This window comes from Micromonospora hortensis (assembly GCF_022230935.1).
Taxonomy (GTDB): domain Bacteria; phylum Actinomycetota; class Actinomycetes; order Mycobacteriales; family Micromonosporaceae; genus Micromonospora; species Micromonospora hortensis.
Genome location: NZ_JAKKFE010000016.1, coordinates 101,865 through 114,874 on the forward strand (window position 1 = coordinate 101,865; position 13,010 = coordinate 114,874).

The 13,010-nt window shown below is 73.1% G+C and carries 10 protein-coding genes and 1 pseudogene; 7 read left to right on the forward strand and 4 right to left on the reverse strand.

What is annotated here, in order from left to right; translation table 11 throughout:
• The first annotated feature begins 66 nt into the window (after nucleotides 1-66).
• Nucleotides 67-507 (forward strand): hypothetical protein, encoded by a 441-nt coding sequence (locus tag NIE111_RS12610; protein WP_238684574.1) that lies wholly within the window; start codon nucleotides 67-69, stop codon nucleotides 505-507.
• A gap of 12 nt (nucleotides 508-519) precedes the next feature.
• Here the strand turns inward: NIE111_RS12610 and NIE111_RS12615 are convergent, their stop codons facing one another.
• Both NIE111_RS12615 and NIE111_RS12620 read right to left on the reverse strand, forming a co-directional pair.
• Nucleotides 520-1,677 carry a class I SAM-dependent methyltransferase gene (locus tag NIE111_RS12615; RefSeq protein ID WP_238684575.1) on the reverse strand — a complete coding sequence of 386 codons (1,158 nt, stop codon included), beginning with the start codon at nucleotides 1,675-1,677 and terminating at the stop codon, nucleotides 520-522.
• 88 nt (nucleotides 1,678-1,765) lie between these two features.
• A complete protein-coding gene (locus tag NIE111_RS12620) occupies nucleotides 1,766-3,454 on the reverse strand; it encodes a DEAD/DEAH box helicase (protein WP_238684576.1) in 1,689 nt (562 codons plus the stop codon).
• Between the two features lie 340 nt (nucleotides 3,455-3,794).
• Between NIE111_RS12620 and NIE111_RS12625 the strand changes: the two genes are divergently transcribed.
• Nucleotides 3,795-4,436: a ferritin-like fold-containing protein gene (locus tag NIE111_RS12625; RefSeq protein ID WP_238684577.1), complete on the forward strand. Its 642-nt coding sequence runs from the start codon at nucleotides 3,795-3,797 to the stop codon at nucleotides 4,434-4,436.
• A gap of 66 nt (nucleotides 4,437-4,502) precedes the next feature.
• Here NIE111_RS12625 and NIE111_RS12630 read toward each other — a convergent pair whose 3' ends face one another.
• Complete coding sequence (locus NIE111_RS12630; RefSeq protein ID WP_088950288.1) at nucleotides 4,503-4,730, reverse strand: DUF3107 domain-containing protein; 228 nt, start codon at nucleotides 4,728-4,730, stop codon at nucleotides 4,503-4,505.
• Nucleotides 4,731-4,794: 64 nt separating this feature from the next.
• The gene (locus NIE111_RS12635) at nucleotides 4,795-5,433 is read right to left on the reverse strand and encodes a TetR/AcrR family transcriptional regulator (RefSeq protein WP_030489514.1); all 639 of its coding nucleotides are present in this window, start codon (nucleotides 5,431-5,433) and stop codon (nucleotides 4,795-4,797) included.
• A 1,757-nt stretch (nucleotides 5,434-7,190) separates the two neighbouring features.
• Here NIE111_RS12635 and NIE111_RS32245 point away from each other — a divergent pair.
• The 5 genes and pseudogenes from NIE111_RS32245 to moeZ all read left to right on the forward strand — a co-directional run.
• Nucleotides 7,191-8,903, forward strand: a pseudogene (locus NIE111_RS32245) (hypothetical protein); the annotation flags it as partial.
• 23 nt (nucleotides 8,904-8,926) lie between these two features.
• Nucleotides 8,927-9,901 carry an alpha/beta fold hydrolase gene (locus NIE111_RS12645; RefSeq protein WP_238684578.1) on the forward strand — a complete coding sequence of 325 codons (975 nt, stop codon included), beginning with the start codon at nucleotides 8,927-8,929 and terminating at the stop codon, nucleotides 9,899-9,901.
• 5 nt (nucleotides 9,902-9,906) lie between these two features.
• Nucleotides 9,907-10,758 (forward strand): DUF3152 domain-containing protein, encoded by an 852-nt coding sequence (locus NIE111_RS12650; RefSeq protein ID WP_238684579.1) that lies wholly within the window; start codon nucleotides 9,907-9,909, stop codon nucleotides 10,756-10,758.
• 104 nt (nucleotides 10,759-10,862) lie between these two features.
• Nucleotides 10,863-11,684 (forward strand): DUF3152 domain-containing protein, encoded by an 822-nt coding sequence (locus tag NIE111_RS12655; protein ID WP_238684580.1) that lies wholly within the window; start codon nucleotides 10,863-10,865, stop codon nucleotides 11,682-11,684.
• A gap of 123 nt (nucleotides 11,685-11,807) precedes the next feature.
• Nucleotides 11,808-12,989: an adenylyltransferase/sulfurtransferase MoeZ gene (gene moeZ, locus NIE111_RS12660; RefSeq protein WP_196919866.1), complete on the forward strand. Its 1,182-nt coding sequence runs from the start codon at nucleotides 11,808-11,810 to the stop codon at nucleotides 12,987-12,989.
• Nucleotides 12,990-13,010: the final 21 nt, after the last annotated feature.

Here is a 13,010-nt window from a genome sequence, read left to right on the forward strand (position 1 = left end):
CGGTGCCCGTCCCGACACCGCGTCTGTCGCCTGCCGCCTTCGACCGGACCACCGCCGAGGAGCACCATGGCCGAATCGAGCCGCCCCCAGCCGTACCAGCCCGGTGCGGTGAGCCTCTTCTTCGTCGCCAAGGCCGGCGTCTTCGCCGCCGCGTTCTGGATCTGGTTGCTGGTACTGGTGCTCCGCACCGACTCCGCGACCGGCCTCCAGGTGCTGGCCGCCACCGGCGCCATCACCACCACGCTCGTCGCGGTGGTGCTCGGTGCCCGGTTGGCGTTGCAACACAACGCCGCCATCCGGCACGCCGAGGTGAAGAAGCTGCTGGTCGACATCTCCTGGAACGCCTTCGCGGCGGCCGGCAACGCCGAGACCGGGGGCAAGGTCGTGCCATTCCCGACCGCCCCGGGCGACGGTGAGTGGGCCGCCCAGCGACCCGCCGCCGACCGGGTGTCGGTCCTCGATCGTCGTACCAGCGAGCGCAACGGCAGCCGGGACCGCCGACGCTAGCCGCCCCAGGAGCTAGGCGGGTGTCTCTCCGGTGGCCAGCAGCGTTTCCAGCCGGGGAGTGACCTGCCACTGGTCCACCAGCTCGCGGTACTCCGCGCGCTGCGGCTCGGTCGCCTCGGTGCCGGTACGACGGGCGCGGATCAGCAGGTTACGCGGGGTGTGCTGCGAATCCACGAACTCCACCACCTCGGTCCGGTACCCGTGCGCCCGCAGCAGCCCGGCGCGCAGCGCGTCGGTGAGCACGTCGGCGAAGCGCTCGCGCAGGATGCCCTGCCGGGTCAGCAGTTCGTACGGGGCCGGAGCGGGGTGGGCGCGGAGCTGCTTCGCCAGATCGTGGTGGCAGCACGGCGCAGCCAGCACCCAGCGGGCCTCCCAGCGCACCGCGCGGGCCAGCGCCTCGTCGGTGGCGGTGTCGCAGGCGTGCAGCGCCAGCACCAGGTCGGGGGCGGGGTCGACGACGGCCTCGGCGATCGTCCCGGACACGAAGCTGACCTGGTCGGCCCAGCCCAGCCGCTGCGCCAGCTCGGTGTTGCGCCGCCGCTGGTCCTCCCGGACGTCCACACCGACCAACTGGACGTCGAGCCCCCGACTCGTCAGGTAGCGGTACGCGGCGAACGTCAGGTAGGCGTTGCCGCAGCCCAGGTCGACCACCCGTAGCGGACCGGTCAGGTCGTCGGGCAGGGTCGCGGCCAGGGCCCGAAGGAACGCGTCCACCTGGCGGCGCTTGGCCGCCGAACCGCCGATCTCCGCGAAGATCGGGTCACCGGGGTCGAGCAGGTATTCCTTCGTCCGGTCGTTCCCGGTGGGCGTCGCCGCCGGGCGGGACGTCGCGGCGCGGTGCACCTGCGCCTCACCAGACTTGGTCACCCGCAGTTGGAGGGTCGCGTCGGCCGTCTCGACGTGCCAGTTGCCGAACGGCTCGGCGAGCAGTTCGTCGATGGCCGCGGCGGCCTCCGGACCGGAGGCGAGGTTGCGGGTGTAGGGGCGAGCACCGTCGGACGTGGTGATCTGCATTCGGGGCCCGGCCTTCAGCCGCACCGGCCGCAGCTCGGCCCGCTCAACGGTGGGGCGGCGACCGCGTCGACGTCCGGCGGCGACCGCCCGAGTCAACGCGGGGTCGAGCAGCAGCGCCCGAACCTCGGTCAGGGCGGCGTCCAGTGGTTGCGGCATCGTTCCATTTTCGGCAGGTGGGGTGGGAGAAGGGAACATCCCCCGTACCGCGCGAGGCGGTGCGGGGGATGTCAGGTGTGGCTGGTGATCAGTCCGCTGTCGCCTCGGCCGGCGCATCCGCACCAGAACCGCCACCACGGCGTCGGCGTCGGCGGCGCGGCTTGGACGCCTCGCCGTCGGACGCGGCGGCCGGCTCGGAGGGGCCGGCGTCGGCGGAGATCACCGCGGTCGCCTCGGCCGCGACCACCTCGCCGGCCCGGCGACGACGCCGGCGGCGGGGGGTACGGGTGCCTTCGTCGGCGGCGTCGGCCGCAGGTGCCTCGGCGACGGCCGGTGTGCCGGCGTCGGAACGGTCGCGGCGGCCATCGCCCCGACCACGGCGCTCGCTGCGACCCTCACCACGGCTCTCGCCGCGTCGGGGGCCCCGACCGCCGCTGTCGCCCCGACGGGAGCGGGTCGTCCCACCCAGATCCTCTTCGATCTCGGCGGACAGCCCGGCCCGGGTGCGCTCGGCAGTGGGCAGCGTGCCGCTGACCTCGGTGGAGATGTGCAGGTCGGTGTAGAGGTGCGGGGACGTGTGGTACGTCTCCGGCGGCTCCGGCATCTCCAGACCGAGGGTCTTGTCGATGATCCGCCAGCGCGGCATGTCGTCCCAGTCGACGAAGGTCACCGCGACACCAGTCGCGCCGGCCCGGCCGGTACGACCGATCCGGTGGGTGTAGGTGTCCTGGTCTTCCGGGCAGTCGTAGTTGATGACGTGGGTGACGCCGGTGACGTCCAGCCCACGGGCTGCCACGTCGGTGGCGACCAGGATGTCGATCTTGCCGGCCCGGAAGGCCCGCAGAGCCCGCTCGCGAGCGCCCTGGCCGAGGTCACCATGCACCGCGGCGACCGCGAACCCGCGGAAGTCGAGATCCTCGGCGACCCGGTCGGCGGCCCGCTTGGTACGCGTGAAGATCATGGTCAGCCCACGCCCCTCCGCCTGGAGGATGCGCGCCACCACCTCGACCTTGTTCATCGAGTGGGTGCGGTAGACCAACTGCTGGGTCTGCGGCGACGGGCCCGTCTCAGCGGTGTGCCCGGCGTGGATCGTCATCGGCTGGCGCAGGAAGCGCCGCGACAGGGTGACGATCGGGTCCGGCATGGTGGCCGAGAAGAGCATCGTCTGTCGGTCTTCCGGAAGCATCGCCAGGATCTTCTCGACGTCGTCGAGGAAGCCCAGGTCGAGCATCCGGTCGGCCTCGTCGAGGACGAGTGCGTGCACCCGGTCGAGCCGGAGGTGCTTCTGCTTCTGCAGGTCCATCAGACGGCCGGGCGTGCCGACCAGGATCTCGACGCCCTTGCGCAGCGCGTCGATCTGCGGCTCGTAGGCCACGCCACCGTAGATCGGCAGCACCCGGACGCCACGCGTCCGGCCGGCGGCGGCCAGATCCTTGGCGACCTGGATGCCCAGCTCACGGGTGGGGACGACGACCAGCGCCTGGGGGACACCGTCGCTGCCCTCGCCCGGGGCGAAGACCCGGTCGAGCAGCGGTACGCCGAAGCCGAGGGTCTTGCCGGTGCCGGTGGGCGCCTGACCGATCAGGTCGACGCCGCGCAGCGCGATCGGGATCGCGTACTCCTGGATGGCGAAGGCGCGGGTGATGCCGGCCGAGGCCAGGGCCTCGACCGTCTCGGCGCGCGCGCCGAGTGCGGCGAACGTGGGGGCCTCCGGTCGAACCGGGGCGGTGGGGGCCAGTTCCTGGCCGTCCAGCAAATCTTGAGTCAGGTCGCTCATGTGGATGTGGGGGTGCCCTCTCGTGGGTGCGCCCGTCATGTCCTCAGGGCGCGTTCGGTATGACGCGGGCCACACGGTCGGCGGCAGATTGCCGAGCCGGACCGGGCCGCACGCGCGCCGCGGGCTGAGCTTCGATCAGATCGGCGCCCACGGCAACTGCTCCATGTTACCTGAACAGGCATGCCCCCGTCCCGATTCCCCGTCGGCCACTCGCCACGCGGGGCAAGCAAATGTGACCTACGCCACACGAATTGTCCCGTCGGCCTCGACCGTGACGTGGGGCTGCAGTGCGAGGTGCGTGGGACGCGCGCGAGGGCCGGTACGCGATAGCCTGCCGCTCGTGTCCGCCTCCGGTTCCGCGTACGCCGACCTGCTGGGTCTGGTCGCCTTCGGTGAGCTGCTCGCCTTCGAGCGGATGGCGGGCGATGCCCGGCTCGCTCCCGACCTGCGCCGCCGGGCCGCGCTGAACGAGATGGCCGCGGCCGAGATCGCCAACTACCGGCGCCTCGCCGACCGACTCACCGCGTTGGGTGTCGCGCCCGAGGACGCGATGGCGCCCTATGTCGAGCCGTTGCAGGCGTACCACGACTCGACCGAGCCACGGGACTGGGCGGAAGTGGTCACCAAGGCGTACGTGGGCGACGCGATCACCGACGACTTCGTTCGCGAGATCGCCGACGCGCTGGAGGAACCCGACCGGGCGCTGGTGCTGGACGTCCTGCACGACTCCCGGTACTCGGACTTCGCTGCGGCGGAGATCCGGGTGGCCGTCGCCGACGACCCCCGGGTGGCCGGTCGGCTCTCGATGTGGGCCCGCCGACTGGTCGGTGAGGCGTTGTCCCAGGCCGGCCGCGTCGCCGCCGAGCGGGCCACCCTCACCGCGCTGATCGCACGAGACGGCCGGGTCGACGTGCCGGGGCTGTTCGGCAGGCTCACGACCGCGCACACCGCGCGGATGGCCGCCGCCGGGCTGAACAACTGACCACCCGGCCGGCGCCGGCCTGCGGCAGGTGGGCCGAGTGCCGACCTGCCGCGATGGCCGGACCGGTCAGCGGACGGTGAACCCGACCGCCCGCGACGACGCCTCGGCGATCTCGACGTAGGCGACCTTCTCGACCGGAACGATGACCCGCCGGCCCTTCTCGTCGGTCAGGGAGAGCGTGCCGCCGTTGCCGGCGAAGGCGTCGGTCACGATCTGCTCGATCTCGGCCGGCGACTGCGCGCTGTCCACTACCAGCTCGCGTGGCGCGTACTGCACGCCGATCTTGACCTCCACTGTGCCTCCTCAACTGGGGCGAAAGAACCGCCCTGCGAAGGCTATCCGATCACGGGGCCGACGGTCAGGCTGACTCACCTTGCAGCGGGAAGCTCGCGATGCCCCGCCACGACAGCGCGGCCACCAACGCCTCGGCCTCGGCCTTGGGCACCTGCCGCCCGCCGGCCAACCAGAACTGCGCTGCCGTCTCCGCCGCGCCGACCAGCCCGGAGGCGAGCAGCTCGGCATGGGCCCGGCTCACCCCGGTGTCGGAGATGATGGTGTCGGTGATCGCCGCGATGCAGCCCTGCTCGACCCGTTCCACCCGCTGCCGCACGGCCGGGTCGTTGCGCAGATCCGATTCGAAGACGAGCCGGAACGCCTCGCTCTCGTGGTCGACGAAGTCGAAGTACGCCCGTACCGACGCGCTGACCCGCTCCTTGTTGTCGCTGGTGCCGCGCATCGCGTCCTGCACCTGAGCGACGATGGCGTCACAGTGCGTGTCGAGCAGCGCCAGGTAGAGATCCATCTTTCCGGGAAAGTGTTGGTAGAGCACCGGCTTCGAGACCCCGGCCCGCTCGGCGATGTCGTCCATCGCGGCGGCGTGGTAGCCCTGCGCGACGAACACCTCCTGCGCCGCAGCGAGAAGCTGCTTACGACGCGCGGAGCGGGGCAGGCGGGTGGGCCGGCCAGCGGTCTGTGCACCGTTCCCCGCAGCGGTCATGGGATCCTCCGAGTTCTCCGTACGAGCCGGCATTTTCCCCCCAGACCGGGCGAGGCCCGTGACCTCGGTCGGGGAAATGGCCCGCCGCTGTAACTTATCGCCACTCTCGGCACACGGTAGCCTCAGCGGGGGCGACCAAGGAGCGCGCGGTGACTGAAACAGGGCAACCCGGAGCCGCCACCCCGGGAGAGCACGGTGACGGAGCGGGTCAGCACGACGACCCGAGTCGTTCCGTCAGTGGGTGGGCGCCTCCGGCGGGTGGGTGGCCCCGAGCCGCCGACCGCGAGGACGCCCGGGATGAGGCGCCGCGTTGGCAGCCCGACCCCGCGTCGGGCTGGCGGACCTCCTCGACACGGCACGGCGACCTGCCATCGCCGCTGGTCGGGCGGTCGGGCGACCCGGAGTCGCCGGCACGCACCAACGGCCACCAGGTCAACGGCGCGCACCACCCGGACGACGTCAACGGCGTCCACCACCCCGGTCTCGAACCGCCCGCGGGACGCCCGACGCCGGTGAGCGCCCCGCCCGGGCTGCCCGCCGAGGGCCGCCCCGGGGCGGCCGGCGACCGGCTCGTGGTGCCCGCCCAACGTCCCGCACCACCGACTGAGCAGGGTGCCGTCGAGCCCGACCCGGGCCCCGCCCCACACTCCACCGTCGATCCGGCTGCCGCGCACCGTGCCCGCTGGGCCGAGCCCGGGCTGCCCACCTCGGCCCCGCCGGCGGTCCAGGTGCCGCCCGTCGGCACCGCGGCGTCGGGTTTCGAGGTGCCGCCCGGTTTCCACGCACCGACCGGCGACCGGCTGGCCGCCGACGACAGTCCGACCGCGCCCCGCGACTGGCGGGACCCGCTCGCACCCGAGCCCGTGGCGACCCCGGGCCTGACCGCGTCCGCCGACGACGGCGAGCCCGGTCGCGCTGCCGAGGGTTCCCGGCCGGCGGAGACGCATCGCACCGGGGACGCGCACCGTCCCGGCGAAACGCACCGGGCCGGGGAGTCGTCGGCCATCGAGCCCGACTGGTCGGGGCCGAGCTGGAACCGTCCGAGCTGGGGTGGCGGGTGGGCCCCGCCCTGGTCGCGCCACGACGACGAGCCGGCTGTCCCGGCAGCACGGGACGAGCCGGCGCCGGACTGGGTCGGCGAACCCCACCAGCCCTACGAGCCGGTGCGCGCCGAGGTGCCCCGTCCATACGAACCGGTACGCGCTGATCCGCCCCGGGCGTACGAGCCCGTCCGGGTCGAATCCGAGTCCACCCCGGAACGCCCCGGCAAACCGACCAGCGCACCGCCCGCCGACCCTCCGTCCTGGGCCGGTGGTGCGTCACCGACCAGTGGTCCGCCGGCTGAGCGGCCGTCCTGGGCCGGTGGTGCGTCACCGACCAGTGGTCCGCCGGCCGACCGTCCGTCCTGGGCCGGTGGTGCGACGCCGACCAGTGGTCCGCCGGCCGACCGTCCGTCCTGGGCGGGGTCCGGGGCGACCGGCGGTCCCCGCGCCGACCGTCCGTCGTGGGCTCGCGGGGCCGATCCCGACCCCACCAGCGCGTCGCCCGCGCGGCCCTCCTGGGCTGGAGGGTCCGATCCGACGCCGACCAGCGTGCCGACGGTGCGACCGTCCTGGGCCGGCGGGTCCGAACCGCCAGCGACCGGCGCGGCGTCGACGCGGCCGTCCTGGGCCGGCGGTGCCGATCCGGAACCGGCCAGTTCCCCGCCAACGCGACCGTCCTGGGCCTCCAGCCCGGCATCGGCGGACCCGCCCGCACCGGCCGAGGCGATACCTCCGGCACCCGCCGGACCGCCCCCGGCTCCGGCCGGGCCACCTCCCACGCTGACCGACGCGCCACCGGCTCCGGCCGGCCCGTCGCTGGTCGCCGAGCGCTCGTCCTGGACCGGCGGTTCGCCGACGGCGAGCAGTTCCCGGGCCGACCGGCCGGACTGGTCAGAGGGCCGGCTCCCGGCCACCCCTGTCGAGCGCCCGTCCTGGCCGGCCAGCCGGTCGGCCAGCGCCGGTGGGGGCGACGGAGGCGAGACGCCCGGCCGGTCCCGGCCCGACGTCAGACCGACCGCACCGTTCCGGCTCCGGCCGGCGACACCCGAGCCCGGTCCGTCACCCGTCGAGCCGCCCCCACCGGCCGCGCCGGTCAACGGCTCGCCGTCGACCGACGCCACCCCGTCCTCCACCGCAGCGGTCCCGCCCACCGCCACCAAGGGTTCCGGCCGCCGCGATCAGCCCGCACCGGCCTCCGCCTCCGCCTACGCGGCGCGCCGATCCGCTCCCGACCCGACGTCGCCGGCCGACGATGGCCGGCAGTCGGCAGCGAGCGCGGTGGTGCTGCCGCAGCGCGTCCCCGCGGAACCGGACGTGCCCGTCGTGCCGGAGCCGCCAGCCGTGGAGCCACCCGCCGAAACCCCGGAACTCGCCCGCATCGCCACTCACCTGCGCCGGGACGACGAGCCGGCCCCCCTGCGCGAGCGCCCGGAGGGGTTCGACGTCAACGCCATCCTGGACGCCGTACGGGAGGTGGCCGGTGTCCGCGACGCGGCCCTGCGCCGCACGCCGGCGGGGGCGCACAGTCTGCGACTGGACCTGGCCGACGGTGCCGACCCGGCCGAGGTGAGCCGGCAGGTGGCCCGGCTGCTCCAGGAGCGGATGGGGTTGGCCGCAGCCCCGCAGAACGTGCCCGGCCTGCCCAGCACGCCACCACCACCGGTTCGCCGTCGCGCGGCCGAGCCCGCCGAGCGGCGTACCCCGGAGACGCGAAACGCGGCTTCGCGCGACCCCGGCGAGGTCCGGTCGGCCGAGCCCCCGACTGTTGCCCGCCCGTCCGGTGCTCGGGTCGAATCCCCGCCGTCCGGCCCGGAGCAGCGGACCGGCACCGACCCGACGCGCCGCCGCCGGTCGAACGCCCCGCACCGGGGGCGCGCCACGGTGGAGGAACCCGGGTCCGTCTCGTCCGCGCCGACCGGCGCCGCGACCGGTAGCCCGGCGACGCTGGGCACGTCGTACTCCGGTGGTCAGGTGACCACGACGGAGTCGGCGCCGTCGCGGCCGCTGGAGACCGGCGGTACGCCGGGGCCCCGAGTGGTGATCGACCACGTGCAGGTCAGCACCTTCGGCCTGGACGCGAACGTGGAGGTCCGGCTGCTGGCCGGGGGCGACAGCGCCTCCGGGTACGCCACCGGGCCGGCCGTGGACGGCTACGTGTTGCGGCTCTGCGCGGTGGCGGCGGCGGCCGCGGTGGACGAGTTGCTGCGCGGTGCCGATAACGCCGAGCGGGGGCGCTGTTTCGTCGAACACGCTGCCGTGGTGCCGTTCGGCAATTGCGAGGTGGCCACAGTGGTGGCGCTGCTGGTCTGCGAGGGCTGGGTCGAGCAGCTCGCCGGGTCCGCCCTGGTCGCTGGTGATCCGCGTCAGGCGGTGGTCCGGGCGACGCTGGCGGCGGTCAACCGCCGGCTGGAGGCGCTGCTGTCCTGAGTGGTTCGAGGCAGACTGGAGCAATGAGACGCGCCACCCTCTGGCCGGACCACCTGCTCCCCGACGACAGCGTTCCGCCGCCCTGGCCGGGCCGGGAAGTCCGCCTCGACGGCCGGATCACGTACGTGCGGGATACCCCGGCCACCGCCGTTGGCGCGGAGCCGGCGCTGTACGTGCACGGGTTGGGCGGGTCGTCGCAGAACTGGACCGACCTGGCCGGGCTGCTCGCCGACCGGCTGGACGGTCAGGCCATCGACCTGCCCGGCTTCGGCCGTAGCGAGCCGGGTCCGAGCTACACGATTCCGGCCTTCGCGGATCTGGTCGTCCGCTGGATCGAGCATTCCGGTCGAGGGCCGGTGCACCTGTTCGGCAACTCGCTGGGTGGCGCGGTCGCGGTCCAGGTCGCCGGGCTCCGGCCGGATCTGGTCCGCACCCTCACCCTGATCTCCCCGGCGCTGCCGTTCCTGGATTTCCGGCGCTCGTTGCAGGGGCGGATGCTGCCGGTGCTCGCCATTCCCCGAGGTGAGCGGCTGGTCGCCCGGCACCTCACCCAGCTCGCGCCCGAGGTGATGGCCCAGCAGGTGCTGGAGGCGTGCGTCGCCGACCTCAGCCGGATCTGCGATCAGCGTCGGGCCGAGGCGCTGGAGGAGATCCGGGTGCGGTACGAGGCCGAGCACTACGCCGCCGCGTACGTCCGGACGTTCCGTGGGCTGGTCTCCAGCTTCCTGCGGTCGTACCTGCCGGGGCAGGGGTCGCTGTGGCGCCTCGCCGAGGCGGTACGCGCACCGACCCTGGTGGTTGGCGGTCTGCAGGATCGCCTGGTCGACGTGCGAGTCGGGCCGCAGACCGCCCGGGTCATTCCGGACAGCCGACTGATGATGCTCGAGGGCGTCGGCCATGTGGCGCAGTTGGAGGTTCCTCGGCTGGTTGCCCGCGCGGTGGTCGGCCTGCTCGCCGAAACGGAGGACACCGCGGGGCGCGCTGATCTGGCAGGCTGACCAGGATGCCCAGCTCAGCCCGCCATCCTGCTCGCCGTCGGCGACGTTTCGCACTGTTCGCCCAACTGGTGGCGGTGGTGGTGGCCGTCGGCGCGGCGGTGACGGTGATCGCCGAGGGGCCGGGTGGGCGTCCCAGCGCTGACCGGTTGGCAGCCGAGGAGATCGGCGCGCCGCCGCCGCTGGTGGCCGGGCCGCTGCCGCCGGCCCCGTCGCCCTCTGCCGTGGTCCCGTCCAGTCCGCCGCCGCCGGTGTTGCGGGTGCCCGGCGTGGTCCCGAGCGCCGGCACGGGCGGGTTCGGCTACGACGCCCGCTCCGGCCCGGTGCTGGGCCGGGCGGGTGAGCTACGGCGTTACCGGGTCGCTGTGGAGTCGGGCAGCGCCGAGGACGTCACCGAGTTCGCCCAGGCGGTCGAGGCGGCGCTCGCCGGGCCGGGCAGTTGGGTCGACAGCGGCAGGCTGCGGCTACAGCAGGTGCCGGGGGCTGCGCCTCGGGACTTCACCGTCTACCTCGCCACCGCCCGCACCGCGGGTCGGATGTGCGCGAGAGGTGGGGTGGACATCCGGATCGGCGGTCGCCCGTACACGTCCTGTCGGGCGCCCGGCCAGGTGATCATCAACCTGGATCGGTGGCGGTTGTCAGTGCCGCACTTCGTCTCGGCCGGCGTGCCGTTGACTGTCTACCGAACGTACGTGGTCAACCACGAGGTGGGTCACCAGCTCGGGCATCGGCACGAACGCTGCCCCGGCGCGGGCCGGCCGGCGCCGGTCATGATGCAGCAGACGCTGTTCCTCAATGGCTGCCGGGTCAACCCGTGGCCGTACCTGAACGGGCGTCGATACACCGGTCCCGCCCTGTGAGTTGGTCGTACCGACACGTCGACCAATCACCCCTCCATCAGGCGTCTTGCGGCAATAGCGATAAAAACGGAGAAATGCCCGAATAATCTGGCAGGCTTGATCGTATGACGCCGTCGTCCCCTTACGGCCCGCCTCGGCCACCCGAGCCCCGGCCGGCGTTGCGGGGCGTGCGTCCCGCCTTCGTCCGGATGCACCGGCGTCGTCGTCGCAGCATGCTGCTCGGCCTGCTCGTTCTCGCGGCCGCCATCGGGGTGACGGTGAGCCGGGGCGGCGAGCCGTCGGTCGAGCCTCCGGCCACCACGCAGGGCGGAATGGGCCACGGAGGCGGGGTGGCAGCGCACCCGGCGCCCACCGGCTATCCGTCGGTCGGAGCGGGACGCTTCACGACAGCCGACGGCGAGACACCAGTGCACGGCACGGACGGGCCGCTGCACCGATACCGGGTCGTCGTCGAACGAGGCGCCGGCCAGGACGCCGACGTGTTCGCCGCCGCTGTGGACGAAGTGCTGGCCGACCCGCGCAGTTGGATCGCGTCCGATGAGCTGCGGGTGCAACGGGTGGCCGACGCCGGGGCCGCCGACTTCACCATCTACCTGGCCACCCCTGTCACGTCCGAGCGGATGTGCGCCGAGGGCGGGTTGACCACCGAGCGCTACACCTCCTGTCGCCTGCCCGGTCAGGTCATCATCAACCTGGCCCGCTGGATGGAGGCGGTCCCCGACTACGGCGCTTCGCTGGACACCTACCGGACCTACGTCATCAACCACGAGGTGGGCCACGAGTTCGGCGAGGAGCACGAGGCGTGCCCCGGCCCCGGGGAGCCCGCCCCGGTGATGCAGCAGCAGACGTACGGGCTGCAAGGTTGCGTCGCCAACGCCTGGCCGTACCTCGACGGTCGTCGTCACGCGGGGGACATCGTCCCCTGATCTGCCGGCTCGTCGGTTATTCCCGCTCCCGCATACCGGACCACGTGTCATCCCTCATGGCCGAGGGGGGCTCCCGCGAGCAACAATGGCGCGGTTCACACCGCCGATCCCGGGGAGTCCACCGTGTCGTTGCCCCCGCTCGTCGAGCCCGCCGCCGAGCTGACCGTAGACGAGATCCGCCGCTACTCACGTCACTTGATCATTCCGGACGTCGGGGTGACCGGCCAGAAGCGGCTGAAGAACGCCCGGGTGCTCTGTGTCGGTGCCGGTGGCCTCGGGTCGCCCGCCCTGATGTACCTCGCCGCGGCCGGGGTCGGCACGCTCGGCATCATCGACTTCGACACCGTCGACGAGTCCAACCTCCAGCGTCAGATCATCCACGGCGTCTCCGACATCGGCAGGTCCAAGGCCGAATCCGCCGCCGCGTCGATCCGCGAGATCAACCCCCTGGTCAACGTGGAGATCCACAACACCGCGCTGGACCGGGAGAACGTCCGCGAGATCTTCGCCCAGTACGACCTGATCGTCGACGGCACCGACAACTTCGCCACCCGCTACATGGTGAACGACGCGGCGGTGCTGCTGGGTAAGCCGTACGTCTGGGGCTCGATCTACCGCTTCGACGGCCAGGCGTCGGTGTTCTGGGCCGAGCACGGCCCGTGCTACCGCTGCCTCTACCCGGAGCCGCCGCCGCCGGGCATGGTCCCGTCCTGCGCCGAGGGTGGCGTGCTCGGGGTGCTCTGCGCGTCGATCGGTTCGATCCAGGTGAACGAGGCGATCAAGCTGCTCACCGGCATCGGCGAGCCGCTGGTCGGCCGCCTGATGGTCTACGACGCCCTGGAGATGGAATACCGCAAGATCAAGGTCCGCAAGGACCCGAACTGCGCGCTCTGCGGCGACAACCCGACGGTCACCGACCTGCTCGAAGACTACGAGGACTTCTGCGGCGCGGTCTCCGAGGAGGCCCAGGAGGCGACGCTCGACTCGACCATCACCGCCCTGGAGCTCAAGGAGTGGCAGGACGCCGGCAAGGACATCTTCCTCGTCGACGTACGCGAGCCGGCCGAGTACGAGATCGTCCAGATCCCCGGCGCCACCCTGATCCCCAAGGGCGACATCATCTCCGGCGAGGCCCTCGCGAAGCTGCCACAGGACCGGCAGATCGTGCTGCACTGCAAGTCCGGCGTCCGCTCGGCTGAGGCGCTCGCCGCGCTCAAGGCGGCCGGATTCAAGGATGCCGTGCACGTGCAGGGTGGCGTGCTCTCCTGGATCAAGCAGATCGACCCGTCGCTGCCCGCGTACTGACCGATCGAGCCGGGACTGCCC

Excerpts from the sequence above, each read along its gene's own strand:
- NIE111_RS12655 (WP_238684580.1), top strand. The coding sequence starts at position 10,863 with ATGACGCCGTCGTCCCCTTACGGCCCGCCTCGGCCACCCGAGCCCCGG.
- NIE111_RS12650 (WP_238684579.1), top strand. The coding sequence starts at position 9,907 with ATGCCCAGCTCAGCCCGCCATCCTGCTCGCCGTCGGCGACGTTTCGCA.
- NIE111_RS12620 (WP_238684576.1), bottom strand. The coding sequence starts at position 3,454 with ATGAGCGACCTGACTCAAGATTTGCTGGACGGCCAGGAACTGGCCCCC.
- NIE111_RS12645 (WP_238684578.1), top strand. The coding sequence starts at position 8,927 with ATGAGACGCGCCACCCTCTGGCCGGACCACCTGCTCCCCGACGACAGC.
- NIE111_RS12635 (WP_030489514.1), bottom strand. The coding sequence starts at position 5,433 with ATGACCGCTGCGGGGAACGGTGCACAGACCGCTGGCCGGCCCACCCGC.
- NIE111_RS12615 (WP_238684575.1), bottom strand. The coding sequence starts at position 1,677 with ATGCCGCAACCACTGGACGCCGCCCTGACCGAGGTTCGGGCGCTGCTG.
- NIE111_RS12610 (WP_238684574.1), top strand. The coding sequence starts at position 67 with ATGGCCGAATCGAGCCGCCCCCAGCCGTACCAGCCCGGTGCGGTGAGC.